26 protein-coding genes are annotated in these 26,763 nt (G+C 48.0%); 13 read left to right on the forward strand and 13 right to left on the reverse strand.

Annotation, left to right across the window (positions count from 1 at the left end):
* Nucleotides 1-7: 7 nt before the first annotated feature.
* From metK to KJS94_RS06295, 3 genes are all read right to left on the reverse strand, one after another.
* Nucleotides 8-1,261: a methionine adenosyltransferase gene (gene metK / locus KJS94_RS06285; protein ID WP_214446460.1), complete on the reverse strand. Its 1,254-nt coding sequence runs from the start codon at nt 1,259-1,261 to the stop codon at nt 8-10.
* 71 nt (nt 1,262-1,332) lie between these two features.
* On the reverse strand, nt 1,333-2,757 hold the full coding sequence (locus KJS94_RS06290) for a DUF4270 family protein (protein WP_214446461.1): 1,425 nt from the start codon (nt 2,755-2,757) through the stop codon (nt 1,333-1,335).
* An 85-nt stretch (nt 2,758-2,842) separates the two neighbouring features.
* Nucleotides 2,843-3,655, reverse strand: a complete 813-nt coding sequence (locus tag KJS94_RS06295) for a glycogen/starch synthase (protein ID WP_214446462.1) — start codon at nt 3,653-3,655, stop codon at nt 2,843-2,845.
* Between the two features lie 121 nt (nt 3,656-3,776).
* Here KJS94_RS06295 and panC point away from each other — a divergent pair, with 121 nt between their 5' ends.
* The 4 genes from panC to rfaE2 are packed head-to-tail and all read left to right on the forward strand — an operon-like array spanning nt 3,777 to nt 6,589.
* A complete protein-coding gene (gene panC / locus KJS94_RS06300) occupies nt 3,777-4,634 on the forward strand; it encodes a pantoate--beta-alanine ligase (protein ID WP_214446463.1) in 858 nt (285 codons plus the stop codon).
* A 47-nt stretch (nt 4,635-4,681) separates the two neighbouring features.
* Nucleotides 4,682-5,026, forward strand: coding sequence for an aspartate 1-decarboxylase (gene panD, locus KJS94_RS06305; protein ID WP_214446464.1), 345 nt, complete (start codon nt 4,682-4,684; stop codon nt 5,024-5,026).
* A 49-nt stretch (nt 5,027-5,075) separates the two neighbouring features.
* Nucleotides 5,076-6,098 (forward strand): lysylphosphatidylglycerol synthase transmembrane domain-containing protein, encoded by a 1,023-nt coding sequence (locus KJS94_RS06310; protein ID WP_214446465.1) that lies wholly within the window; start codon nt 5,076-5,078, stop codon nt 6,096-6,098.
* Between the two features lie 35 nt (nt 6,099-6,133).
* On the forward strand, nt 6,134-6,589 hold the full coding sequence (gene rfaE2 / locus KJS94_RS06315) for a D-glycero-beta-D-manno-heptose 1-phosphate adenylyltransferase (RefSeq protein ID WP_239804311.1): 456 nt from the start codon (nt 6,134-6,136) through the stop codon (nt 6,587-6,589).
* Nucleotides 6,590-6,682: 93 nt separating this feature from the next.
* On the opposite strand, the gene KJS94_RS06320 is transcribed toward rfaE2, so the two are convergent.
* From KJS94_RS06320 to KJS94_RS06335, 4 genes are all read right to left on the reverse strand, one after another.
* Complete coding sequence (locus KJS94_RS06320) at nt 6,683-7,420, reverse strand: MBL fold metallo-hydrolase (protein WP_214446467.1); 738 nt, start codon at nt 7,418-7,420, stop codon at nt 6,683-6,685.
* A gap of 481 nt (nt 7,421-7,901) precedes the next feature.
* A complete protein-coding gene (locus tag KJS94_RS06325; protein ID WP_239804312.1) occupies nt 7,902-8,546 on the reverse strand; it encodes a DUF4294 domain-containing protein in 645 nt (214 codons plus the stop codon).
* 93 nt (nt 8,547-8,639) lie between these two features.
* Nucleotides 8,640-11,090 (reverse strand): cytochrome c biogenesis protein CcsA, encoded by a 2,451-nt coding sequence (ccsA, locus tag KJS94_RS06330; RefSeq protein WP_214446468.1) that lies wholly within the window; start codon nt 11,088-11,090, stop codon nt 8,640-8,642.
* An 11-nt stretch (nt 11,091-11,101) separates the two neighbouring features.
* A complete protein-coding gene (locus KJS94_RS06335; RefSeq protein WP_214446469.1) occupies nt 11,102-11,506 on the reverse strand; it encodes a cytochrome c maturation protein CcmE domain-containing protein in 405 nt (134 codons plus the stop codon).
* 146 nt (nt 11,507-11,652) lie between these two features.
* Between KJS94_RS06335 and KJS94_RS06340 the strand changes: the two genes are divergently transcribed.
* The 8 genes from KJS94_RS06340 (at nt 11,653) to KJS94_RS06375 (ending at nt 20,475) form a co-directional block, all read left to right on the forward strand.
* Nucleotides 11,653-12,693 carry an agmatinase family protein gene (locus tag KJS94_RS06340; protein ID WP_214446470.1) on the forward strand — a complete coding sequence of 347 codons (1,041 nt, stop codon included), beginning with the start codon at nt 11,653-11,655 and terminating at the stop codon, nt 12,691-12,693.
* Between the two features lie 4 nt (nt 12,694-12,697).
* Nucleotides 12,698-13,312, forward strand: coding sequence for a hypothetical protein (locus KJS94_RS06345; protein WP_214446471.1), 615 nt, complete (start codon nt 12,698-12,700; stop codon nt 13,310-13,312).
* Between the two features lie 175 nt (nt 13,313-13,487).
* Nucleotides 13,488-14,087 (forward strand): hypothetical protein, encoded by a 600-nt coding sequence (locus tag KJS94_RS06350; RefSeq protein WP_214446472.1) that lies wholly within the window; start codon nt 13,488-13,490, stop codon nt 14,085-14,087.
* 197 nt (nt 14,088-14,284) lie between these two features.
* Entirely contained in the window at nt 14,285-15,781 is a 1,497-nt protein-coding gene (locus tag KJS94_RS06355) for a Kelch repeat-containing protein (RefSeq protein WP_214446473.1), read from the forward strand.
* Nucleotides 15,782-15,835: 54 nt separating this feature from the next.
* The gene (locus tag KJS94_RS06360) at nt 15,836-17,131 is read left to right on the forward strand and encodes a radical SAM family protein (protein ID WP_214446474.1); all 1,296 of its coding nucleotides are present in this window, start codon (nt 15,836-15,838) and stop codon (nt 17,129-17,131) included.
* A gap of 28 nt (nt 17,132-17,159) precedes the next feature.
* On the forward strand, nt 17,160-18,080 hold the full coding sequence (locus tag KJS94_RS06365; RefSeq protein ID WP_214446475.1) for a DMT family transporter: 921 nt from the start codon (nt 17,160-17,162) through the stop codon (nt 18,078-18,080).
* A 117-nt stretch (nt 18,081-18,197) separates the two neighbouring features.
* The gene (locus tag KJS94_RS06370; protein WP_214446476.1) at nt 18,198-19,076 is read left to right on the forward strand and encodes a hypothetical protein; all 879 of its coding nucleotides are present in this window, start codon (nt 18,198-18,200) and stop codon (nt 19,074-19,076) included.
* 109 nt (nt 19,077-19,185) lie between these two features.
* The gene (locus KJS94_RS06375; protein ID WP_214446477.1) at nt 19,186-20,475 is read left to right on the forward strand and encodes a bifunctional folylpolyglutamate synthase/dihydrofolate synthase; all 1,290 of its coding nucleotides are present in this window, start codon (nt 19,186-19,188) and stop codon (nt 20,473-20,475) included.
* Between the two features lie 12 nt (nt 20,476-20,487).
* On the opposite strand, the gene KJS94_RS06380 is transcribed toward KJS94_RS06375, so the two are convergent.
* The 5 genes from KJS94_RS06380 to fbp all read right to left on the reverse strand — a co-directional run bounded on the left by KJS94_RS06380 (nt 20,488) and on the right by fbp (nt 24,100).
* Nucleotides 20,488-21,039 (reverse strand): NUDIX hydrolase, encoded by a 552-nt coding sequence (locus tag KJS94_RS06380; RefSeq protein WP_214446478.1) that lies wholly within the window; start codon nt 21,037-21,039, stop codon nt 20,488-20,490.
* A 44-nt stretch (nt 21,040-21,083) separates the two neighbouring features.
* Nucleotides 21,084-21,608 (reverse strand): YfiT family bacillithiol transferase, encoded by a 525-nt coding sequence (locus KJS94_RS06385; protein WP_214446479.1) that lies wholly within the window; start codon nt 21,606-21,608, stop codon nt 21,084-21,086.
* A 116-nt stretch (nt 21,609-21,724) separates the two neighbouring features.
* Complete coding sequence (locus tag KJS94_RS06390; protein ID WP_214446480.1) at nt 21,725-22,489, reverse strand: ABC transporter ATP-binding protein; 765 nt, start codon at nt 22,487-22,489, stop codon at nt 21,725-21,727.
* A gap of 37 nt (nt 22,490-22,526) precedes the next feature.
* Complete coding sequence (locus tag KJS94_RS06395) at nt 22,527-23,045, reverse strand: CAP domain-containing protein (protein ID WP_214446481.1); 519 nt, start codon at nt 23,043-23,045, stop codon at nt 22,527-22,529.
* 47 nt (nt 23,046-23,092) lie between these two features.
* Entirely contained in the window at nt 23,093-24,100 is a 1,008-nt protein-coding gene (gene fbp / locus KJS94_RS06400; RefSeq protein ID WP_214446482.1) for a class 1 fructose-bisphosphatase, read from the reverse strand.
* Between the two features lie 165 nt (nt 24,101-24,265).
* Here fbp and KJS94_RS06405 point away from each other — a divergent pair, with 165 nt between their 5' ends.
* Nucleotides 24,266-25,528: an aspartate kinase gene (locus KJS94_RS06405; protein WP_214446483.1), complete on the forward strand. Its 1,263-nt coding sequence runs from the start codon at nt 24,266-24,268 to the stop codon at nt 25,526-25,528.
* On the opposite strand, the gene KJS94_RS06410 is transcribed toward KJS94_RS06405, so the two are convergent.
* Nucleotides 25,525-26,712, reverse strand: coding sequence for a L,D-transpeptidase family protein (locus KJS94_RS06410; RefSeq protein ID WP_214446484.1), 1,188 nt, complete (start codon nt 26,710-26,712; stop codon nt 25,525-25,527). The genes KJS94_RS06405 and KJS94_RS06410 overlap by 4 nt on opposite strands.
* Between the last annotated feature and the right edge of the window lie 51 nt (nt 26,713-26,763).

A 26,763-nucleotide genomic window follows, 5' to 3' on the forward strand; every position in this document is an offset into this window, starting at 1 on the left:
CAGGTTATTATTTCAGGCCGAAAGCCTTCTTTACTTTCGGAACATAATCCAATTTCTCCCAGGTAAACAGTTCTACTTTCTTCTTCACCACTTTACCTTCGGGGCTTTTGAAACTCTTCTCCACCACTTCCGCCTTGCGGCCCATATGTCCATAGGCAGCAGTCTCAGAGTAGATTGGATTGCGAAGCTTCAGTCGCTGCTCGATGAAATAGGGACGCATGTCAAAAATGCCGCCAACGATCTTTGCGATCTCACCATCGGTCATGTTCACTTTGGAAGTTCCGTAGGTATTTACATAAAGTCCCATCGGCTGTGCAACACCGATAGCATAGGAAACCTGCACCAGTACTTCATCGCACACTCCGGCTGCTACCAGGTTCTTGGCGATATGACGCGTGGCATAGGCCGCTGAACGGTCAACTTTTGAGGGGTCCTTGCCACTGAAAGCTCCACCACCATGTGCACCCTTGCCGCCATAGGTATCTACAATGATCTTACGACCAGTTAGTCCGGTATCACCGTGCGGTCCACCAATCACAAACTTACCGGTAGGGTTGATATGGTACTTGATCTTATCGTTGAAGAGTTTTGCGTATTTCTTGTACTTGGCCTTCACGCGGGGGATCAGGATCTTGATGATATCTTCCCTGATCTTGGCTGCCATCTTGGCTTCTGTATCAAAATCATCATGCTGGGTAGAGATAACGATGGCATCAATACGGATGGGCTTATTGTTATCATCGTATTCTAATGTTACCTGGCTTTTGGCATCCGGGCGCAGGTACTTGATCTGCTTATTCTCACGGCGCAGGGCTGCCAGTTCCTGTAATAGCTTATGGGCCAGGTCGAGCGCCAGCGGCATATAGTCTTCTGTTTCGTTGGTAGCATAACCGAACATCATACCCTGGTCACCTGCTCCCTGCTCTTCTTTCTTCTTCCTGTCAACGCCCTGGTTGATATCGGCAGACTGCTCATGGATGGCAGACAGCACACCGCAGGAGTTTGCCTCAAACATGTATTCGCTCTTAGTGTAACCGATCTTCTTGATCACACCGCGGGCAATTTCCTGAACATCCAGGTAGGCTTTGGACTTAACCTCACCAGCCAACACCACCTGGCCAGTTGTTACCAGGGTTTCACAAGCCACTTTGGAATTGGGGTCAAAAGCCAGGAAGTTATCGATCAATGCGTCGGAGATCTGGTCCGCTATTTTATCAGGATGTCCTTCAGAAACACTTTCAGATGTAAACAAGTAAGGCATGCTTCAATTTTTTGGGTTAGCGCAGTTATGGAAACAGAATTAAATATTGGGAGCAAATATATGTTCCCGCATTAAATTTTGGAGTACACAATATATAACCTCATCTTTTTTGTGGGATGGGCACCACCGGCAAGCACCGACCTTCCCCTTGTCACAGGGCTGTTGATGGTCATTTCATAGGGGGCTACGGTGGATCCAACTACTATACTGGGTTTGGTGATGAATGGTGCATACAAGCGAAGGGCGTAGGATTTATCCTTATTGGTAACGATCCCCTGCACATACCTGCCCAGGTCAAACTCATAACGGCCGTTCTTGAGGAAGCCCCCAAATATCGCAGGGTTATACCCCAAAGCCGACGTATTGACCGGTGTAAAAGATTTGGGAATGGTCAGGAAACGGTTATTCGCACTGTCCACCGCATCCAGGAACAAGAGGCTGGGCGGCACGAAAAAATTATCCTGTTGCCCATCCAGTTTCTCGATGATCAGGGAGGCTTTGTAGACCAGCCTGTTGGAAAGGTTCTGTAATGCAGGGATCTTCACCAATGCATAAGAACCCGGTGAGGTTTGGATAAAGAGTTCCTGCTTATTATTGGCTCCGGTCGCAAGGTTGTTGGCGTAATCACTGCCAGCAGGGTCACGTTTGATGAAGTTGGCATTGGCATAGCTATCCTGGCGGAAAACGAATGTGGTCAGGGTAGTGTCGGGCTGGCCATTCTTCTTATACCGGAAATATACCGAAAGCCTGGTAACCCCATCTGCCAGGTTAACGGCAGCCAGTGCCTTCCTGATGGGGGAAGATGCGTCTGCCTTGATGGCAAAACCCCTGAAATTGGCAGTAAATGCTGAATCTGTTTTGTAAATGGTGGTGTCGTAATTCACCAGGCGCTGCGCAAATGCAATGTCCAATGGTATCCTCAACTCATTTACCGTCCTGGTGGTATCCTTCTTCAACACATACTGAAGGGAATCATTAAGGGTCCTGAAATCCAGGTTATTCTTCTCTCCCAGCAAATTGGTAACGGGAAAAGATTCGCGGTTGATATTGTACCCCAATAAGGAATCCTTGAATCCTGATTCCTGAGCCACCTCGTACACTTTAATGTTTTGGATGGCATTGGAGTCCCCGTAAAGGCTTTTGTACTTCAGTGAGAGCACCACTGAATCTACGCCAATGATACTATCTTTTGAGGAGCCGAAAGGATAGGCCCCAAAAAAGGCAGGCTTTAGCTGAACATACAATTCACCGGAGGTTGTACCAAAGGAAGGATCTTCCATTATCCCAAACACATGGTCATAGGAGCGGAACATACGAGTGGAGTCAGCAAGGGGATAGATCTCCGTTACTACTTCCAGGGTGGTATCAAAAACGGTTACATTATCCACAGCAGGTATCAGCTCGCTTCCGAGCTCCGTTGTGGTGATCTTGGTACAGGATGAGGAATAGAATAGGATAGCTGCAACAACTGAAAGGCTATACAGAAGTTTCTTCACAAACAAACCGGTTAATGGTGTTAAATAGTTGGCTAAAGCTCAAGTGCCTTTTCCCGCCAGACAATGAAAAGCCCGGGGGCTTCCATTATTTGGCAAGGTCGTGATACAGTTGTAAATAGTCTGTTAAATCGGATTCCGCGTTAAAAGGCAGGACCTTCTTGCCCTTCACCTTGGCGAATTCTTCTGCCAGCTTCTTGTCCACTTTCTCGGCGCCGAAGGTAATGGCATCTGAGTAAGATGCGCCTCCACGGAGCAATGCAGTATTGGAACCTTCTTTCAATACTTCCAGGTCCTTATCCTTGATATTGGCATGGATAGCGGCCTGTTTCATGAAATCATCGCCCAGCTTCTCCTTGAAGGTGTTCTGGCCAATGGTATATACCACTTTGCTATGGCTGAATACCGGCTCTTTCTTGTAAGCGGTCTTCAGGTAAAGGGGCACCAGGCTGGTCATCCATCCACTGCAGTGGATGATATCAGGAGGCCAACCGAACTTCTTCACTGTTTCAAGGGCTCCCTTACAGAAGAACACAGTGCGCAGGCCATTGTCCTCAAACCATTCTTCCTTGTCATCATGGAAAACGAACTTGCGCTTGAAAAGGTCTTCATTATCCAGGAAATACACCTGCAAACGGGCATTAGGGAGGGAAGCAACCTTGATCTGCAGGGGGAAATCATCATTATCTACAGATACATTGATACCTGATAAACGTACAACTTCATGCAAACGGTGCCTGCGTTCATTGATGGTTCCGAAACGAGGCATGATACAGCGCACCTCGAAACCATTGTCATTCGACTTGATCGCCAGCCGGTTCACGATCTCAGAAAACTCTGTCAGCTCCAGGTAAGGCGACATTTCGTTGGCAATGAATAAAATTCTTTTCTTTGTTGACATTTTATCGGTTACAATTAGTGAATAGTGTACTGATTTTTCGGTCAATAAGTGTGCAAAGGTAATATATTTTAGCGTAAAATCAGGTTCTAACCAAGCTGTCAACAGCCTAAATCCCCCTTTCATGATCTTAATCAAACGGGCATCAGACCTTCACAAGCACATCGCTTCCGGAAGAAAACAGGCTGGCAATGTGGGATTTGTCCCTACCATGGGAGCATTGCATGAAGGCCACCTGTCCCTGATCGAGGCCTCACAAAAGGAAAACGGGCTCACCGTTTGCAGCATTTTTGTCAATCCTACCCAGTTTAATGACCCGAAAGACTATGAAAAGTACCCGGTAACGATGGACAAGGACATTGCCTTACTGGAGGAACAGGGGGTAGATATACTTTTTTATCCTTATGTGGAAGAAATCTACCCCAACGGGTTGAAGGACCTGGGGCATTATGACCTGGGCTACCTGGAAACCATCCTTGAAGGCAAGTACAGGCCCGGGCACTTCCAGGGGGTTTGCCAGGTGGTTCACCGGCTGCTGGAGATAGTTCAACCCAACAACCTGTACATGGGCCAGAAGGACTACCAGCAATGCATGGTGGTAAAAAGGTTACTGGAGTTAACTGGACTACCCATAGAACTGCACACCTGTCCCACCCTGCGGGAACCGGATGGCCTTGCGATGAGCAGCAGGAATATGCGCCTACATCCGGAGGAAAGGCAAAGGGCGGTGGAAATATCCAGGACATTAGCTGCCATAGGCAAGGAGGTTATTCCCGGGGACCTTGTTAAACTTTCCTTATGGGCCGAACAAGAACTATCACGGAAAGGTTTTAAGGTGGATTATGTAGCCATCGCCTCAGCCCTGGACCTCAGGCTTGTGGATAACTGGGACGGCAAGGAGCCTTTGGTAACGCTGGCAGCTGCCTTCCTCAATGAAGTAAGGTTAATTGACAATATGCTGGTGCCGTTGCGTAATGAATGATAATTCCTACCTTGCGGCCCGTTTATAAACATTCAGAATTCCGATCCATGCAAATTGAAATATTAAAATCGAAGGTGCACCGCGCAGTGATCACTGAAGCCAACCTACATTATGTTGGAAGCCTCACCCTCGATGAGGACCTGATGGATGCCGCCAATATGATCGAACATGAAAAGATCCAGGTAGTGAATGTAAACAATGGTTCCCGCATCGAAACCTACCTGATCAAAGGCAAGAGGGGTTCCGGTGTATGCTGCCTGAATGGGCCTGCCGCACGCCAGGGTGCTGTTGGGGATGTTGTCATCATCATTTCCTATGCCACCATGGATTTTGAGGAAGCCAAGACCTTCAAACCTTCCATCGTATTCCCTAAAGAAGGGAACAAGTTGTAATACGGTATAATCCTCTCCTGATTATCTTTATAGGGTAAACCCACCCACCATGAACAAAAAGCTAAGCAGTCTTTTGCAATATGTTTTTTTCCTGGGGCTGGGTATTTTTTTGGTATGGTGGAGCATTGGCAAGATCGAGGCAAAGGACTGGAATGAGATGAAAGACGCACTGCGCAATGCCCGCTATTGGCTGGTACTGCCAGTTGCACTGGCCTTGCTGGTGAGCCACTACAGCAGGGCCATCCGCTGGAAGATCCTGATGGAGCCAATGGGATATCGCCCATCCACCCTCAACACCTATTTCGCCGTACTGATCGGTTATATGGCCAACCTCGCCGTACCTCGTTTAGGCGAAGTATTGAAATGCACTATACTTGCCCGTTATGAGAAGGTGCCGGCGGATAAACTGGTGGGAACGATCGTAGCGGAACGCGCATTCGACCTGATCTGCCTTGTTATTGTATTCTTCATCACCATATTTTCCCAGATCGATATCATTGGCCAGTTCGCAGGTGAAATACTGGAAAAACTACTGGGTGGCTCGAAGGGTCAATTCCAGCCAATGAGGATCGGGATCTTCTTGTTGACCATTGCAGCATTGTTTTTTATTGCCCGTTACCTACTCAAAAGATTATCCCATATTGGATTCATCCAAAAGCTAAAGGCCATATTCCGTGGTATTCTTGAAGGCCTGACCAGCGTCCGGTATGTTAAGAAAAAGGGCTGGTTCTTCTTCCATACCCTATTGATATGGTTCCTTTACCTTGCCAGTATCAGGATAGGGTTTTATGCCATGGAACCCACCAGTGGTTACGGATGGCTGCCTTCCTTTTCCGTGCTGGCCCTTGGCAGTGTGGGGATGATCGTAACCCAGGGAGGTATCGGCGCCTATCCCATCCTCGTGCAGGAAACCATGCTGCTGTATGGACTGAATGAGAATATCGGTAAGGCATTTGGCTGGCTGCTCTGGCTGGTCCAGTTCTTCCTTGTCATGATCGCCGGAGGTGCCGCTCTACTGTTGCTTCCCATCATTAACCGCAAAACTGTAAAAGGAACTACCCCTCAATCATGAAAAACGCCGCATTCATAGCAACCAAAATCTATACTTTGCCAGAACTACAAAGGGAAGTGACCCGCTGGAAATTCCTGGGTAAAAAAATCGCCTTTACCAATGGCGTTTTTGATATCATCCACCGGGGACATATTTTTTCCCTTTCGCAAGCTGCCCAGGAAGGCGATGTGCTGATTGTTGGGGTGAATGCGGACGCATCAGTGAAGCGGCTGAATAAAGGCCCTGAACGTCCTATCAATGACCAGGACAGCCGTGCGTTGGTATTGGCCTCCATGGTGATGGTAGATGCTGTGGTCATTTTCGAAGAAGACACGCCATTGGAATTGATCAAGGCCATCCTCCCGGATGTTATCGTAAAAGGTGGGGACTATACCGTTGACCAGGTTGCAGGCGCGAAAGAAGTGATCGCTAATGGTGGGAAGGTTGTTATCAATCCCATTGTAGAAGGATTCTCCACAACAGGCATCGTAAAAAAAATGCGGGAAGGTTAATGACTTCGGTGTCATTCCTTTTGCGCAATCATTAGGCACAGATTGACCCCTTCCCATGACCGATCATGATCAATACTTCAATTCCAAACTTGCTTAGGAATTCTTTTCATACCTCTCCACCAATTGCAGCAATGCCCCGGGAATATTTCCTTCCAGTGATCCGCCATGGTAACAAATGATCTTTTGGGAAGGTAGGGCAGCCAATTGCCTGACGGACCTAACCGCTTCAGGCAGGTCAAGGGTAAAGGCTGGATTGGCAATTTCAGGCATACCATCCTCCAGTACTACTGCATCTGCTGCAATAATGGTCCCCGAAGCTTCATGGTAAAGGGAAACATGACCGGGCATGTGACCTGGTGTGGCCAACACTTTAAAGCCGGGAAGGATGTCTTCACCCGGTTGAACAACAACATCTACCTCACAGGTCTTCATGGACTTTAGCATCTCCTGGAATCCAAGTGCCCATTCCCGATGCTCTGGCGGCATCTGTTCAAACAACTCTTCCGCCTGTTGCAGCCGCAGGGATTTAGCCTTACCACTGATATAGGAAACTTCCTTTTCAGGAGCGAACACTTTAATGGAGGGGAAAATTGATTTCAACTCAAACAATGCTCCCATATGGTCAATATCATGATGGGTGATAAAAACACCCGTCAGGTCTTTCAATGACAATCCATGGCCGCCCAACGCTTCCTCCAGTAAAGGAAGAAAGCCTTCATAACCGCAGTCCAACAGTATCCTATCCTCACCCGCAACCAGGATCACCGGGTAAAGCCTATCCTCCTTCCCTGCATTCTGGAAGGGGATTGACAAAATATGAATGGTATTCATGATGCAATAGTAGCGGAATTGGGGAAATTGTTGAAACCGGTGGTATAATAAATCATGTGGAAACCCAGCCTGTGCAAAAGCTGCGGCGGGAGAGGCATGGAGTTGGAACGCTTTCGCCAACCAGTAAAAATAAATGCATTGTATGCCCCATAGGGGACTCCCGGAGGGACTTTGATGTAATTATTTCAGATGATAGTGGTATCAATTAGCACCCATTCGAGGTTATAACCACCTGCTGATCATAAGAAGTAAACTGAGTTAAGGAGAAGGCATCCCCTTTTATTGAGAAAGTAACGCAAAGTCCACAAAGAATACGCAAAGAACGCAAAGCATTGGCATTGTCAATAGAATTCCTTCTAATATTTAACACCTTTGAGGATTTTCAGTAACAGCCCATCCTTTTACAATTTCTGATTACCTACCCACTGGTTGCTGAAGAATCACATGTCCACATTTCCACATTTTCACATTTCCACATCCCCTACCTATACATCTTCTCCACTTCCAGTACGATCAGCTCGATCTCACGGTCTTCATTATGCACATCATAAGGTTGTTTGAGGCTGCTGCCAAAGAAGAATGCTACGGTCTGCCAGAAGCGGGCAGTAAAGCCTCCCTTGTATTCCTTTACCAGTTCATAACAATTGTTACCGGTCTGGCGATTGATCAGTTTCATGAGGACCCTGCCCTGGTAAACGGACAACTTGGTGAGGGGTTCGGTGAATTCCTTTTTCAATTCCTTCTCCCGGCTCAACAGGTATTGTTTCCTGGCACGCTCATTAGGAAGCGTTGCTAACCTGGCGTTAATCTCATTGATAATGGCTCCTGCCCTTCTAGCATAAGGATAAGTAACATAAACGGCGTTCCTCAACCGGGTCCATTTGGCGTAACGCTTCCTCATGGCTTCCGGCATAGGGGCTGTCACGTACACATATTCCAAAGTCCTTGCCGGCAAGGTCTCCCCGTTGTAAACGAAGGCCGGGACGATGAGGGTATCGTTGGGACCATACACCTGGCCCGGTGGTGGCGGTGGTGCAGGCGTTTGCGCCAACAGGCCCGATCCCGTAAGGATGGACATGAACAACAATACCAAACCCAATATGGTGGAATTTCTTGTCGCCTTCATGGCAATGCCTGCTTGTTAACTTAATGCCTTCTAAGACATGAAAGTCACCCAAATAGCTGTTAGTACTTTGCTAAATTTCAAAGGAAGCTGGAATTAATGGCCAACTGCCTTCAGCCTGCCCTGGCGACTACGATAGACCATACTCATACCAAACCCAATGATCATCAGGATGGTACCCAGCCAAAGGATATTGATATGGGGGAACTCGTAAACCTTCAGGGCTACGAATGGCACCATACGGTTACTTTCCTTTACCTGCAATTCTATCTGCTGGTTCTCCATTACCTTGCTGAAACCAATGGCCATGTTCTGTGCAAACACGGTATCGACTGCAAAGCGGGCTTCATTCCCCTTCACATAGAATACCGGCCTGGCCTTATAGCTGGTACCTTCTTTTGAGAATACCGTGATATCAGCCATCAGGGCTGTGTCATTGGCAGTGAACTGGTATTTTTCATTGACGGGGTTAGGTACTACCTCGTTCAGGATAAAGAAGCCGTTCGAATAATAAGCCGTATCCTTCACTTTCATGGTGAGTGAACGGAACTGTGCAGTATCCTCAGAACGGTCCATGTTATCAGCATAGGTAATGTAGCTGAAGATATCCTTGTTCCAGTAATGGCGGGAATCCGGGTTATTGGAAAAACCCTCCTGCCCTTTCGTATTGCGGATCAGGTTGGGGAACAGGGTAAAGGCTTCACTGCTGTCCTTACGGGTCATCTCAATGCGGTAATGCATGATACTGCCACCATTGGAAGCGCTGTCATTATCGCGGTAAACAGCCCAGTAATCACCCATATCTGTCGGTACGCCCTTGATCAGGGTAAGGTTTTCCAGTGGCTTTTCCTTGGAACGGGGATCGAACTGGAGATTTATACCTGTCGTATTATAGGAAAGAACTTTCTTGTTGGAAGAGGAGATCAGGATACCTGCCAGCATCAGGCCAAAACCTACATGCGCTACTGATGCACCGGCAGCCTTGAGTTTACCATTCAGTCCAGCCCAGATATAGCCTGCATTGGCGATAACGGAATAAACGCTGGCAAAGAAAGCCAAATAAATAGCGGCAAGGAAACCCGGACCTTTCTTATCGTAATCCAATCCACTCAGAACGAAAAAGGCGATGGTCACTCCCGCTGTCAGGATGGTTGGCCAAAGGATCTTCTTCACGACGCCATCACGGGTGCTGCGCTTATACTTCAAATATTGTGTAAAGGCTGTCAGCAATGCAATGACAATGGCTACAAAGATCTGGATCTTATTATAGGAGAATTCAACGTCTTCGGGTGCTGCGGTGGATTTACCGGTAATCTTGTTGAAGATCGGGTTGAAAGAGGTTTGCCAGGTGATCACTGCTGCACTAAGGAACAATACGAGGGAGCCAATGAACATCCAGAATTCCCTTGATGAGGTCTCTTCCTCTTTTGCGATATGAGGTATGGACTTATACCTCGCAAAGAAAAGTACAAAGGCAGGTATAAAGAAGATCAACAGGAAGAGCAACAGTTGGGTGTTCATACCCAGGTCGGTAAAGGAATGTACGGAGCTATCGCCCAACACACCACTCCTGGTCAGGAATGTGGAATACAACACCAAAACAAACCCGAGGATGAAGAATACGAAGGTTGCCCTGAGTGAATGCCCGGTGGCATTAAAGATCACCTGGGTATGAATACCGGCTACCAAAACCAACCAGGGTACAAGGGAAGCATTCTCTACCGGGTCCCAGGCCCAATAGCCGCCGAATGTGAGTGATTCATATGCCCAAGCTGCCCCCATCATGATCCCCAGCCCAAGTATCCCGGCTGAGAACAGGCTCCAGGGTAATGCGGGCTTGGTCCATCCGCCAAAATCCTTTTTCCATAACCCTGCGATGGCGTAGGCAAAAGGGATGATAGAAGAAGCAAAGCCAAGAAAGAGAACGGGAGGATGGATCACCATCCAGTAGTTCTGCAACAACTGGTTAAGCCCCTGGCCATCCTGCATTTGAGGGAGACTGAGGTAATCGGCACGGCTAAAAACGGGCGCATCCTGGAACATTTCCCTCACCAGCAAAAATGGGTTACTGCCGATCTTGGCCCCGCCAACGTACACACCAAGGATCATCGTGGCCAGGCAGAACTGGGCAAAGCTCACCACGCTCATAACAGGGGCCTCCCATTTACCACCCTTGCGGATGAAGATCATACCCAGCACGGCGTGCCAGAGGGTCCAAAGCAGGAAGCTACCTTCCTGGCCTTCCCAGATACAACTGAGCAGGTATTTTACATTCAGCGATTTGCTGCTGTGGTTCCAGGCATAGTAATATTCAAAAAGATGGGAAGAGATAATGTAATAGAGGATGCCAAATACCATGAAAACAGAAAGGAAATCTAACCCAAAAGCAATGCGGGCGATCTTCTTCCAGCTTTGTTCCTCATTGGGATCTACGGCATTGGCTGATTTTATAAATGCTACCGTGGCAACAAGCGACGCTACTAAAGCCAGCACCACAAAAAAATGGCCCAGTTGCCCGGGCAACAAATGTTCACCGATATAATTCATGTCAGGGGCGATTAATTAGCACTCAGATTATTCCTGTTGGCGTTAGGGTCATCCTTGTATTTACTAGGACATTTCATCAGCATTTCCTTGCATTCGAAGGTGCCGTCTTTCATGGTGCCCTTCAATACCAGGCGCTCACTTTTTTCGAAATCAGTGGGCTTTGCGTTATGGTAAATGACAGGCGTGGAATTACCAAGGGTATCCACAGCAACGAAGCGCATATAGTTGGGATTCTTCACTGCATCGTACTCCACCGGCTGGCTCTTATCCAATTTGGCGATCAGGTGGACGAACTTGCCTTCCTTCTCACGAGCCGAGGCCACCGTATCATAGGTGGTCAGGTCACCCATGAAACTGATGAGGACTGCAATCGCTATCGCAATGAAAATCAAGATGATAATGTGGGTCTTTTTCATGATTTAAATGCTTCCGGCGCAAAGTTAGGTCAAAATAGCATCCACCTTCCAAATGTTTAAACCTGCAACCCCCACCAAATATTTTGCATCTAGGGAAGGGTGCACTAACTTGCGGCCGTTTTATTCTTCAGTTATAATCTTCTACTATGGACCTCTCACAATATGACCCGAACGGTGTGGGTAACCCCAATAACAATATTTTCGGACTGCCATCCACAGAGGAAAATGCCCGTCTGGTAATCATTCCGGTACCCTGGGAAGTAACGGTTAGCTATAGTGCAGGAACTGCCCGCGCTGCCGATAATATCATGAAGGCCAGCATGCAGGTTGACCTCTACGACGCCGACTACCACAATGTTTGGAAGCAGGGTTATTACCTTCAGGAGGTTGATAAAAAGATTTTGTTAAAAAGTGATTACCTGCGCAAAGAGGCCGAGCTATACATCGACTACATTTCTAACGGGGAGATCCTGGAGAAGAATAACTTCATGTGTAAATCGCTTCGTGAGATCAATGAAGGAAGCAAGTTCCTGAACAATTGGGTTTACCTGCAGGCTTCTGAGCTCCTGGGCAAGGGAAAGTTGGTGGCGCTGCTGGGGGGCGACCATAGTACACCATTTGGCTTCATCAAGGCTTTGGCCGAGAAATATGCATCTTTCGGGATCCTGCAGATCGATGCCCATTGCGACTTGCGCAAGGCCTATGAAGGATTCACCTATTCCCATGCCAGTATCATGTATAATGTCCTGAACGAAATACCCCAGGTTTCCAAACTGGTTCAGGTTGGCATCCGCGACTATTGTGATGAGGAAGTGGATTACATCAATGATTCCAATGGACGGGTGGTTACCTTCTTCGACCAGCGCCTGAAAGAAGAACAATACGAAGGTTCCATTTGGAAGCAGCAGGTAGACAGGATCATTGCAGAACTTCCTGAATTGGTTTACATTAGCTATGATATAGATGGACTGGACCCCAAACTCTGCCCCAATACCGGAACCCCCGTACAGGGAGGATTTGAGGCAGAAGCTGTGAATTACCTGTTCCGGAAAGTACATGAATCCGGCAGGAAGATCATCGGCTTCGACCTCAACGAGGTTGGCGTGGGCGATTCAGAATGGGATGCCAACGTAGGCGCAAGGGTTCTTTATAACCTCTGTAACCTGTTCACTGCCAACAACCTTTAGGCATATGGAAAATCCTGCTATAGGGCAAGCCACCCAACAGCCGCGGTCAGGGGAAATGATCTACCAGTATGTGGTTACCATTCAAAACAGGGGAGCCAGACTGATCGACCGTTTTAGTTTCCTGCTTTCCGGGATATCGGTCATCTTCTTCCTGTATGCCTATCTTACCTCAACTGAACGCCAATACATCCAGTTGGCCGGGGGCTTGATCAGTGCAGTCCTTATTGCCATCAACCTTTTTAACCAGTACAGGAATGGGAAAAAGGTTCAATACAAATACATCTTCCTCTTGATTGGCCTGACCTGGGTCTCCATGCCTTATTATCCCTGGATAAGCGTTTTGTTCATCCTGCTTGGGTTGGTGGAAACACAGGCTAAAAAGGACCTTGAGATCGGGTTTGCGGATGACAGGATCGTTTTCAATACCCTTCCCCGTAAAACCTACCAATGGAGCGACCTGAACAATGTAGTACTGAGGGGTAACCTCCTCACCCTCGACTTTACCAATAACCGCCTCTTCCAAAGGGAAACTGTAGATGAAGAAGGCGATGCTGATGAAGACGAATTCAACCACTATTGCGAGGAACAACTCCGGAAGTATCCCGTAAAAATTTCCTGACCTTCTTATGCAATTTCCTTTACCCTGCATCTTAAAGGTAGGCAACAGCAACCTTTCAGCCGGGAATACTTTACATCCCTTATGGTGTTTGCCTGGAAAGTGATGAGGAAAATTGATCAATGGCCAATGGTGAACTGGTTGCCGTAAACACTCATGTAGAACAAAAACGGCTGCTATGAACGGACTAGCCATTTACATCACCCACCCGGATTTTGAAAAGGTAAAACAGGCAGGTCGCTGGTTGCATTTATTGGCGGCAACCCTGATCCTCACCCATGCTTTGTCTAATTACCATTCGCCGGATACCGAAAAGCTCTACTCCTGGTGCCAGATATTCCTGGGCATAGATATCCTGGTGGTCATTGCCCTCAATAAGGAGCTGGTCAAGGAGCAACCCCGCACCAACCGCCTCCTCCGACTCATCGAGATCATCATGTTCCTGGCCACTGCCTTAATCCTTGCCTTCCACCAGAACTGGTTGACAGCAACAGGATTCTTCCTCTTTACCCTTCTATTCTCCTACCAGTTCTTCTGCGAGGGAAAGGCCAGTGAGCCCGAATACATTGCCATCCACCACACCGGCATTACCATATCCGGCCTGCCCGAAAGCCGATTCCTGAAATGGAGCGAAGTCAATGCGCTGGAGTTGGATGACACGCAAATAAGCATTGCAACAACTGAAGGGAAACTGTTGCGGTTCAGTTTAAGCAGGGTTGTAGAGGAAGCTGAAAAGGAACAGGTAGCCAATTTCAACCATTACTACCTGAAGCAATAAGTCCATGTGCATGGCTGTACCTTCTCCGTTATACCCGTGTTATCCTGACCGAAAAATCCGCAACAGGCTTCCTATGACAGGCAAAAAAGTCGTTTTCCTACCACCTCAATTCCATAAATATGAAGTAAATTCATAAGGTGATTGCTGCGTTGAATTTGGTACAATAGCCCCTTTTTCAAACCATTAAACCTTATGTTATGGGCACCTCTATCAAGCCGATTCTGGCAGTGCTATTGGTCAGCACGACACTTATCTTCAGTTGCAACAAGGAAGACGATGAAAGGGAATTCCCCACTCCCCAAAACAAGGCCCCCATCGCTGATGCAGGCAAGGATACATCACTAGTGATGGGACCGGTTGAAATCTTTATTAATTCCTCCAATGACCAATGCCAGTACCAACCCATGGTAGCCATACTGGATGGAAATGCTTCAAGTGATCCCGATGGCACAATTCTTTCGTATGAATGGAACATTATTGCTAAACCCGACGGCAATAGTTACCCCTATATCGCGGAAATGAGAAAGAGTTACACTGAGGTCTATTTCAAAGACCCCGGAGAATACACATTTATCCTGAAGGTAGTAGACAATTTCAATAGGATGGATATAGATACCGTGAAGGTAATGATAAACGCTACTGCACTTCCAACAGACAGGCAATTATCCTTTTCAGAAAGGAATATATTTTTCCATAGGCTTGCATCTAACATGCAGCTTGTGCAGTATAACAATGAATTTTTTCTATTGGATGAGATGTATGGAATTGATGGTGAATATGATTTTCCGGGAAGTATTACGAGGATCAATCCCCTTTCTGGAGATACGAATAGTATTGCCACTCCCGAACCCAGGTTCGGCATGAGCCTCAGCCAAACTGATGGTCAGTTGATCCTGGCCGGAGGCATCCTATCAAACAAAGCGGTAACCAATAGCATTAACATATATGACCTGAATAGCAAGACATGGAAAGAAAGCAAAATGGAAAGAAGGCAGTATGGGGCTACATCTTTTGCTGCAGCTAACCAGGTATTGGTTACAGGGGGAATGAGGGATGAATACTCATACGGTATTAAAACGGATACTGTAGAGATACTTGACCTCAAGACCATGAAATGGACCATAGCAAAAATGACCCAAAAAAGGTTTCGGCCAATAATCGTTCACGATGGCAGTAAGGTAATTATCCTTGGTGGAACCGATCAGGCCACCGAGGCTTCAAAAGCAACTGTTGACATTTATGATCTTGAAAACCGGTCCTGGAGTCATGTTGATCTTAAAGGTGAGAAAGACTACCAATCAGCCGTGGCCATCCATGGAAAGCTTTACCTATCTGCCTATACTAAAACCTTTGATATGGAAGGCTACTATACTTCAAATTATTTTGTTGAAGTATTGGACCTGAATTCTCAGGATCTGAGAAGGCTTTGTATAGAAGTCCCTATCCTGCATCTCCAAAATTACCGGGATAAACTGCTGATGGTACCGTTTTCAACAACCGAGCGATTCCGTAACATGATACTCTTTGATCCTGCCAATGGTCATTGGAAACTCGGTAACAATAGCACGGATCTTGTTTATACCCTATTCAGTACGGGTGGCCCAAACAGTAAAATGTATGGGATTATTGAAGACAAGAGCAGGCAGTTTAACTCCTGGTTGACCCCCTTTAAACTAGTGGAATACAGCTTTTAGGCCAATGGGTCAACAGGGGCTGATATTCGACTCCCGATTGCTTACCTTTGCAGGATGATCAAGCAATCTCCCTATATCCTGTATTCAGACGGGCAAGGAAATATTTTTGAGGATACCAGTTTATACACCCCTGGCCGTGCCGGCTGGGATGTGTACCCTATCGAAGTGGAGGACTGGATAGAATTGCCCAGTGGTGGCAACCTTTATGAACTTCCCGGAAGGAAAGGGATCGGGATTGATGTGGAAACCGGTGAAATGCGTTTGTGTGAAAAAGGCTGGGCAGTAGCGGCATTCATCCCGCCAGCCCATACAGGTTTATTCCTGGCAGCCTATGAGACCATGCCTGATGCTCCTACCCTTCCACTGTTTTGCTATACGGCTGTTGGCTGGCTCGATGGAAAATTCTATGTACCTGCTGTCAGGATCGAACAGGATATCCGCCAGGAATGTGAAGGCTATGACGACAAAGTGATCCAAACCGGTGTTAAGCAATTCCTGCAGGCATTTCCCCATAACCGCCTGGTGAAGCACCTTGCGGACAATTGCTGCAATACCTACCATTGCCCCGCGGCGCGCAATTACTTTATGGGAAGGTGGGAATGCCCTGTGCCTTCTTCCCCCGCCTGTAATGCCAATTGCGTGGGCTGTATATCCCTACAGCCTGACGAGGAACCGATCGTTTCCACCCAGGACCGCCTGAACTTCAAACCCACTGCTGAGGAGATCGTGGAGTTCACTGTTCCACACCTGGAATCCGCTCCCTATCCGTTGATCAGCTTCGGCCAGGGTTGTGAGGGAGAACCCCTGCTGATGTGGGAAACCATCCGCGATGCCATTATCGAGATCCGCAAGCATACCCCCAAGGGAAGTATCAATATCAATACCAATGGCTCCAGGCCGGATGCCGTGAAAGCGCTCTGCGAAGCGGGACTCAACAGCATCAGGGTTAGCACCAACAGTGCCCGGAGGGAGGTTTACATGCCCTATTACCGCCCCAACAACTACGATTTCAATGACATCATCGAAAGCCTCAAGGTGATGCGCAGTTATGGTGGCTGGACCTCTATCAATTATTTTGTGTTCCCTGGGATGACCGATAGTGTAGAAGAGTATGAAGCACTGCGCAAACTAATCATTGACACCGACCTCTGCATGATCCAATGGCGCAATTTCAATATCGATCCGGACTGGTACCTGGGTAAGATCGGTGTTGCCGAAACCGGTGAATGCATGGGTGTGAAACAAATGATGGAACTGCTGAAGGAAGAATTCCCCAAGCTGAAATTCGGTTATTATAATCCACCGATAGAAAGGATCAAAGGCAACTACGAACTGGATTTCGCACATTAAACCAGGCTGGCAACAGCCATTCAGGGATATGTCCACCCAAACCAAGCAACATCTACTGGTTGGAGCCGGATTAGCGGTAATAGCTACCATTATCTGGAGCGGAAATTTCATTGTGGCAAGGGGGGTGATCCGGGATATCCCACCGATTGCCCTGGCCTTCTATCGCTGGCTGACTGCATCCATCCTGATGGTACCCATTGCATGGACTTCCTTCCGTCAGGATTGGCCGCTGGCTCGAAAGGAATGGAAATATTTCCTGCTGACAGCCCTTACAGGCGTTAGCCTTTTCAACACTTTTGTTTACATCGCCGGCCATTACTCACCGGCCATCAACATGGCGCTGATCGGGACCACTTCCTCCCCTATCATGGCCATCATCATGGCAAGGATTTTCCTTAAGGAAGCATTGACCTGGCAAAGGATACTGGGCTTATCCCTTTGCGTAATGGGAATACTCTACCTGTTAGCGCGCGGCAATTGGGAAAACCTGCTGGCCCTTCATTTTGGAAAAGGGGATGCATTGATCTTATTGGGAGCACTTGCCTTTTCTATTTACACCATCCTGGTAAGGAGAAAACCAGCTGCCATAAGCCCGGTCAGTTTCCTTTTTATCATCTTTTCTTTGGGGACCATCTTACTGCTTCCCGCCTATCTTTTAGAAACCAGGTCAGCCGCCCCCATTCAATGGAATGGCTACCTGTTGGGTGTAATCCTTTACCTGGGCCTGGGCGCTTCTGTAATTTCCTTTCTTTGCTGGAATGCCGCCATTGCCAGGCTGGGTGCCGCAAGAACAGCCTTGTTCGGCAACCTGATACCGGTCTTCAGCGCTGTAGAAGCCCTGTGGTTACTTAAGGAGAAAATAACGTTCATGCATATCCTAAGTGGTGTCCTGGTCATGAGCGGACTCCTGATCGCCAACCTCCCTGCCCGGTCCAGGGCTTCTGGTTAGATGAGCCTATACCTGCTGCCATATTTAACATTTTCACCAAAGACTAATAAGGGCCTAATTACCCCTTTCTATCCAAACAATTGTACATTTACATAGATCAATCCGGTATTGAACACTATGACCAACGAATTCGAGGTAAAGAAGAATATCCAGGCCGGCGGGTATACCGCTGCAGTGGTGGCCACCCTATTGATCATTTTCTTCATGGTGAAATGGTCCCTGCCAACTGTCCCTGAGCCATTATTGGAAGATGGAATTGAAGTCAACCTGGGTAATAGCGACCAGGGCCTGGGCGATGACCAGCCCATGTCACCCGAAAGCCCCGCCCCTGCAGAACAGCCGCAATACACCCCGCCACAAACACAAGCCATAGCAGCAAATGATGCAAGGGATGTGGAGACCGATGATAGTGAAGAGGACGCACCCGTGGTAAAAAAGCCGGACCTGTCCAAACCCAACGCCACCAGGATCCCGGAAAAGGAGGTGGCCAACAAACCCAAAACCACTTCCACCAATACACCGGTTACCAATCCAACACCTACCCCACCCAAGCCTAAAGCGGTGTTCAAGGGTGTTTCAGGTAATGGAACAGGGGGTAATGAGGCTGATTCCTACAAGAAGGGAGGCAACCAGGGTATTGCTGGAGGTTATGGCGACCAGGGAAAGCCTGGAGGCGACCCCAATTCCACCAACTATGAAGGCAATGGAGGATCAGGTAAGTCAGGGGTTTCTATCGCACGGGGGCTTACCGGAAGGAAATTGGTAGGGCTGCCCAGTTTTGAAGATGACTTCAATGAAAATGCAAAAGTTGCAGTGGATATCCGGGTCGATGGAAATGGCAAAGTGATCTCTGCTGTATACCAACCCAGGGGATCTACCACTTCCAACTCCAATATGAAAGCCATTGCCATCCGGAAGGCAATGCAGGTAAAGTTCAATGCTACAGGCGAAGAACAGATCGGCACCATCCTCTTCAACTTCAGGTTGAAAAACTAGCCGCCTTTCTTGTCATCCATCACTTCAGCAATCAATGATTCAACCTTTGATTTCTTCCTGGGTATTATACAAAGGAAAATCTTATGACCTCCTTTTGTAGCTTTGTCCAATGACCTACCAGGAGACGATCGATTATCTCTATAGCCAACTGCCCATGTTCAGCAAGCAGGGGGCATTGGCCATCAAGAAAGACCTGCACAATACCATTGCCCTTTGTGAGGCATTGGGCAATCCGCACCAACAGTTCAAGTCCATCCATATTGCCGGGACCAATGGCAAGGGTTCCAGCAGCCATATGCTGGCAGCGGTACTACAGTCTGCCGGGTATTCAACCGGTTTATACACTTCTCCTCACCTGCAGGATTTCCGGGAACGAATCAAGATAAATGGGAGAATGGTGGAGGAATCTTTTGTAGTGGCATTCACCGAAAAAGTAAAACCCCTTATTGCCAGCATCCAGCCTTCCTTCTTCGAGATCACCGTCGCCATGGCCTTTTCCTGGTTTGCAGAAAATCGGGTAGATATAGCCGTTATTGAGACCGGACTGGGCGGAAGGCTCGACAGCACCAATATCATTAATCCTGAGCTTTCGCTGGTCACTAACATTGGCTGGGACCATATGAACCTATTGGGTAATACCCTGGACCAGATCGCCTTCGAAAAGGCCGGGATCATTAAGAAAGGCATCCCCGTTGTGATCAGCGAGGTCCTGCCGGAAACCCTGCCTGTTTTCAAAAAAGCGGCTCATGATCGGGAAGCCCCCCTTTACCTGGCCCAGGAAACACAACAGCTCCTTAATTGGGAATATCGTGACCATAAACTTTTCGTACAGGTAAGGTCGGGCCATCACCAGGATGCCCAGACCTACCAGCTGGACCTGCCCGGAGCCTACCAGGCCAGGAATATCCGCGGGGTATTACAGGCCATCCATATACTGCAGGAAAAAGGCTGGAACATCCCGGAAAAAGCCATTCACCAGGGACTGGCTTCAGCAAGGAAGATAACCGGTTTACATGGTCGTTGGGAAGTGGTGGGGCATCATCCCACCATGGTTCTTGATGTAGGCCATAATGAAGATGGCGTCCGTGCTATCCTTAACCAGTTGGAACTTTGTACCTATACCCGGTTGCATATCGTAATCGGGATGGTGAAGGATAAGGAGATTGATAAAGTATTGTCACTGCTACCCAAAAGGGCACATTATTATTTCACCCAGGCTTCCATTCCGAGGGCTTTACCCGCCAGTGACCTACAGGAGAAAGCCCGTTTGGCCGGTCTCGAAGGACAGGCCTACCCAAAGGTCATGGATGCAGTGAAGGCCGCAAGGGAAGCAGCTTCCGGCGAGGACATGATTTTGGTTTGTGGAAGTGTATTCGTAGTAGGGGAAGCAACGGTATAGCTTAAGCGAAGATCAGCTTCTCCACTCCAGCATACCCATTTTCAATAAGGCATAGAACACACAATTGGCATGAAGGGATTGCTTGATCTCGTTATTCACGAGCATTTCCTTTAACTCCTGGATCGAAATGGCCACGATCTCGATCTCTTCATTGTGATCCAGCGCCTGTTCCTGTGCCTTCACCCCTCCTTTTGCCAGGTAGAGTTCAGTATAGTTATTCAGGACGCCAGGATTGGCTGCTACCCTTCCCAGGTATTCAATCTCCTGGAAGGAATACCCGGTCTCTTCCAATAGTTCACGCTTCATACCAGTGGCAAAATCCTCCCCCGGATCAATAAACCCACCCGGGGTTTCCAGTATCACCTCCCCGATCGGGTGGCGGTACTGCTTTACCATCAATACCTTATTGTCCTCGGTCAAAGCCAGGGCGGTAGCCGATGTCGGCAGTTCTACCACGAAGTAGGGATCGATAATGGCCCCGTCTTCCCTCTGACACTTGTCCCTTCTCGCAGTAAAATAGATATGGTCGCTGATATAGGTTGATTCCAGGGTCTTCCAATGCATGGATGGTAACAATTTCGTTTATGGATTATCGTTAGCAGGCCGTTTTACCAGTTCCTGTTTTCCCTGAGGGTGGTGATATGGGCCACATGGTGTTTGCCATGCCATACATACATACCCAACAAGTCCCACAAGGTGATAGTAAGCTTACTGGCAGGATGGTAGATCGTCCTTTCCAGCCATTGTTCTTCGGTAAGGGCTTTCAGGGTATGGTAAAGGCGGTTGTGCATAGCATGCAGCAGGGTAAGGGACACATTGATGGGAACGACCTCCACATCAGGCAATTCAGCCCAGGCCTCCTCATCATAGGGCTTGATGGTCGGGTTATCCTCTGTAAGCCCCAATTTAAACCTGGTATAGGCGTTCATATGGCTATCGGCAACATGGTGCACTACTTGTTTGAGTGTCCAGCCCCCTTCCCTATAGGGAGTATTGAGTTGTGCTTCATCAAGGTTAAGGATGGCATTCTCCAGCAATTGGGGCAGGAACTTGATATCGATCAGGCGCTCTTCCAGGAGGGTAGCTGAAAATGGCTGTGGCTCGTACTTTCCGATGGGATAACGGGGATCCATATTATTGGTTAAATGAATGATTTATTAATAGTTTCTGTCATCCAAATGAAAGGATTTTATTTCATCAATCAGCACCAGGCCACCAATGATTGCGACTGGCCCTATCCTATACTATCCTATCCTTCCCTTAGCTCATGACCGGTCATTTCAATGAATACATCTTCCAGGTTGGCCTTCTTCACTGCAGTCTTCCGCTCAAAACCGGTAGCGATCAGGTCATCGATCAACTTAGCAGGGGAATCCACTGCTATGATCCTTCCGGAATCAATGATGGCCACACGGTCGCACAGGAACTCTGCCTCGTCCATATAATGGGTGGTGATGATGACCGTTGTCCCCTGCTTCCTGATATCGGCGATCAGTTCCCACAAATTCCTTCTGGCTTGCGGGTCCAGGCCGGTAGTAGGCTCATCAAGGAAAATGATCCTGGGGTGGTTGATCAGGGTAGTGGCAATGGAAAAACGTTGTTTCTGACCGCCACTCAGGTCCTTATACTTTGCCTTTGCCTTGTCCTGCAGGTTAACTTTTGCCAATAGATCCATTGGCTTTACCTCCCGGTTGTAGAGCCCGGCAAAGAGTTCTATCAATTCTGTAAGGTTCAGTCCGGGATAATAGCCTGCAGCCTGGAGCTGTACGCCAATGATCTTTTTAATGGCCTCAGGTGACTTGTCAAGGTCATGTCCATCCACCACTACCTTTCCGCCGGATTTTGTACGCAGGGTTTCGATGATTTCAAGGGTGGTGGACTTGCCGGCTCCATTGGGTCCCAATAGCCCGAAGATCTCACCCTCCTTCACATCGAAGCTGATGCCTTTTACTGCTTCAAAATTGCCGTACTGCTTTCGCAGGTCAGTAACTGAAATGATGGTCCTGGATTCCATAGGCAGGCAAGTTACTGAATCATGGCCAACAGCAGGGTCATGGTTTCAATGAAAAGATCATGGTATAGTAAATGATCCCCTTGCCATTCCTTGAAACCCCAATCCCTGCGAGGTTGAAATTGCCTTCAATATTGCGCTTATGGCCGGGGCTCTGCAGCCATTCCTGCACCACCTGCCTGGCGGAAAATTTTCCATACGCCACATTTTCGGCGGATTGTTTCAGGTAACCGATCCGCTTCTCTACCCTGGCGATCCTGCCGTCAAAACCATTGTGGCCAAAAGGGGTCTTGCCGCTGGCCATCCGTTGGCTATGTACCGCAGCTTCAGTATCCATCACACTATTGGACCTCAGGGTTGGTTTGCCTTTTGACCTGCGGTATCGGTTAACTTCCTCCAGGATATCTGTCTCCAGCGTCGAATAGGCAATGGAAGAGCCAGATGACTTTTTAACCGGGCTGGAACCAGATTTGGCTGCCGGTTTGGTGGTACATGCCGCCAGGAAAATGAACAGGGAAAGAATAAGGATGCAATATTTACGGACCATAAAAAAAGCCATAGGGTTATATTCCCTATGGCCTTGCAATATCTATACCATAAAAGTTATCAGAGGCAGGATTCCAGTTCTTCCATCATACCCTTGCTGCCAATAAAGAGCGGGGTACGCTGGTGCAGGTCATGCGGCTGGATGTCCAGGATCCTTTGCTGGCCATTGGTGGCCTTACCTCCGGCTACTTCAACAATAAAGGCAAACGGGTTGCATTCATATAACAACCTCAATTTACCCTTGGGCTTATCAATAGTGCCGGGATACATGAAAATGCCCCCTTTGATCAGGTTACGATGCACATCGCTTACCATTGAACCAATATAGCGCTGCGTATAGGGTCCACAGTTATCCTTTGTTTTTTGCTGGCAATTATTGATATACTTCCTCACCCCTTCATCATACTGGAAGAAATTGCCATGGTTCACCGAATAGATCTTGCCGAACTCGGGACATTTGATATCGGGATGGCTCAGGCAGAACTCACCAATGGAAGGGTCAAGGGTGAAGCCGTTAACTCCCCTCCTGGTGGCATACACCAGCATGGTACTGCTGCCATAAATCACGTATCCTGCTGCCACCTGGCGATGCCCGGGCTGCAGGAAATCCTCCCTGGTACAAGGCTTCCCGAGTTCAGATACCCTCCTGTACACGCTGAAGATCGTACCGATCGACACATTCACGTCAATATTTCCGCTACCATCCAACGGGTCGAACATGACCACATACTTGGATTGGTTACTTACCTCATCATCGAAGATCACTATATCATCCAGTTCCTCACTGCCAATACCGGCACAACTGATACCATGACGGAGCACCCCTACCATCTGGTTGTTGGCAAACACATCCAGCTTCTTAACTTCTTCCCCCTGCACATTCACACTACCCGCATCACCCAGGATATCAACCAACCCGGCCTTGTTAACTTCTACATTGATTCGTTTGGAGGCCAGGCCAATATCCCTTAGCAGGCTACTCAATTCACCGGTGGCATGGGGAAACATGCGCAACTGCTGGATCGTGAATTCATCCAGGGTAAGGACTTTTCTGTTGATTAAACTCATATTGCGATCGTTTTATGGAGTGCGGCAAATGTAGAAGGAAAACTACGGAGCTCATAATGATTGTGTAGTCCGGACACGTTAAAACGGGGAAATTCAAAATTCAGGCCGTCCAACAATAAGGTTCAATCGCAAAAATCCCCAATTTTACAGCTCCAAATTCTTCGCATGAAAGTATTCAAGTTCGGCGGCGCCAGCGTTAATAGCATAGAAAGGATCCAGCAGGTAGCCAATATCCTCCGGTTGTATGAAGGTGAAAAAATGCTGATCGTGATCTCGGCCATGGGCAAGACCACCAATGCCCTGGAAAAAGTTGCCGAAGCTTTTTTTGCGGGAAAGAAAGAGGAATCACTGCAGTTATTCGAACAGGTAAAGCAGCAACACCTGACCACTGCCAAATACCTATTGGTTCAGCACTACCTTGCCTGCGAACAGGAACTGGTCAACTTCTTTACCGAAGTGGAATGGCTGCTCCACGATGAGCCAGTTCGGGACTATGACTATTACTACGACCAGATCGTTTGTATCGGTGAATTGCTATCCACCACCATTGTAAGCGCCTACCTGAATGAATCCGGTGTTGCGAACAAATGGATCGATGTTAGGGATATCTTCCGAACGGATGAGACTTTCAGGGATGCCAATATTGACTGGGATTTTACCCGGAAGCAAGTGAATGAACAGGTAAAGCCATTATTCTCTTCCACCAACAGGGTGATCACCCAGGGCTTCATTGGTGCCACTGATGAAAATGAAAGCACTACCCTTGGACGGGAAGGAAGTGATTATACTGCTGCGGTCTTCGCCAATATGCTGGATGCTGAAAGCCAGACCATCTGGAAAGATGTGGAAGGGGTAATGAGCGCAGACCCCAAGAAATTCCCGGAAGCCACCCTGATGCCGGAACTCAACTACAGCGAAGTGATCGAAATGGCCTATTACGGTGCCCAGGTGATCCACCCCAAGACCATCAAGCCCCTGCAGAACAAGGGCATTCCCCTGCTGGTAAAATGTTTCCTGGAACCCTCCCTGCCTGGAACCACCATCCATAACAACCCCATCAAGGGCCTTCCCCCCATCATCGTAGTAAAGGAACAACAGGCTTTATTGGAACTCAGCTCAAGGGATTTCTCTTTTGTGGGCGAAAAGGCTGTTGGGCAACTTTACCACCTGTTTGAGAACCTGAATATCAAGCCAAACCTCACCCAGAATGGCGCCATCAGTTTCCTTTGTGCACTGGATGATAAGGCAGATAAGATCGAACAACTGGCCCTGTCTGCATCGGGATTCCTTGATGTAAATGTGGAGAAAGGCTTGAGCCTTTTGACCATCAGGCATTATACCCCTGACTTGTTACAAAAGATGACGGCAGGCCGCACCCTGGTACTGCAACAACAGACACCGGACACCGTACAAGTATTGCTGCGTTAAGCCGCAGGCCTTGATTCAATAAGGATGGTTTGCTTGAGTTTCATTGGAACAGCCTGCTGCTGCTTTACGGCAGGATTCCACTTGGGCATTGTTTCCAACGCATCCAGCAGGTGTTCGTTCAGGCGGTCATTACCCCCTTTCAGGATACGCGGGTTAATGATATTACCCGCTTTGTCCACGATGAACTCTACCAATACGTAGGCGGTATGCTGGTCTTCGCTGAGGTAACAGGACAAATCCTTATTCAGCCCATTCAGGTAGGTTTTGAAAGCATTACTGCCTCCGGGGAATTCAGGCAACCTGGTAACTGTTGTGGGTATCTCATTTTCATTGAAAGGAACTTTTACCCTTTCCTTTTTTACAACAGGTTCTGCAGGGGCAACCAGTTTTTCCACCTTGTTGGGAACTGCCTTGGCCACGTCCTCATCCACAACATAATTCCCCTTGGTATTCACCATGATCACTGGTAACTGCTTGTTCTGTTCGAAGTAATAGAATACTTCTTTCAATCGTTTGGCCAGGGGGCCATAGTCCGCAAAATCACGAAGGTATTTGGACAGGTAATCTACACTGCGCTGGTTGTTGAAATTAACGGGGAAGATATGTACAGGGATAAAATCCTGCCCTTGTGCCTTGGCATAAGCCGCCAGCACGTATAACTCCTCAATCTGGACATCAGTAATGGGGATACAGCCCGTGGTCACACAACTGCCGTGGATGTAAATATCCCCACCCGGCTGCTCCAAATCACTCAGGTAACGATCGGATGCATTGGGATAGTTCAACCCCAATGATAAATGATAGGTACTCTTCGGGTTGAATTCATTGATATAGTAGAATCCTTCCGGAACCTGGTAATCGCCCTGCATGCGCTTGGGACCAAGGGTACCCGCCATCGCACAGACCTTATAGGTTTTGAAAAGTTTGTATGGGGCATTCCTTTCATTCTTTACCCATACTTCCAGTTGGCTATCATATTTGAATGAACGGATGTAGAGATACCTTGCTGGCCATTCCAAGCCTTTCGCTATGAATTGCTTCATTAGCGTATCTTCTTTCTTGCGCAAGGCTTCGCTGGTCCTGGGGAAGCTCTTTTGGTAATCGATAAAATTAGGCTTGTACGCGTTCTGGCCGTAGGTCAAAACCGTTACGAGGAGGCATGCTAAAAGAATACTCTTCTTCATAGTTTCTCAGGTACCGCAGCTACTGGTAACGCAGCACGATCATGGGTTAGT

Source organism: Flavihumibacter rivuli, from assembly GCF_018595685.2.
Lineage (GTDB): Bacteria > Bacteroidota > Bacteroidia > Chitinophagales > Chitinophagaceae > Flavihumibacter > Flavihumibacter rivuli.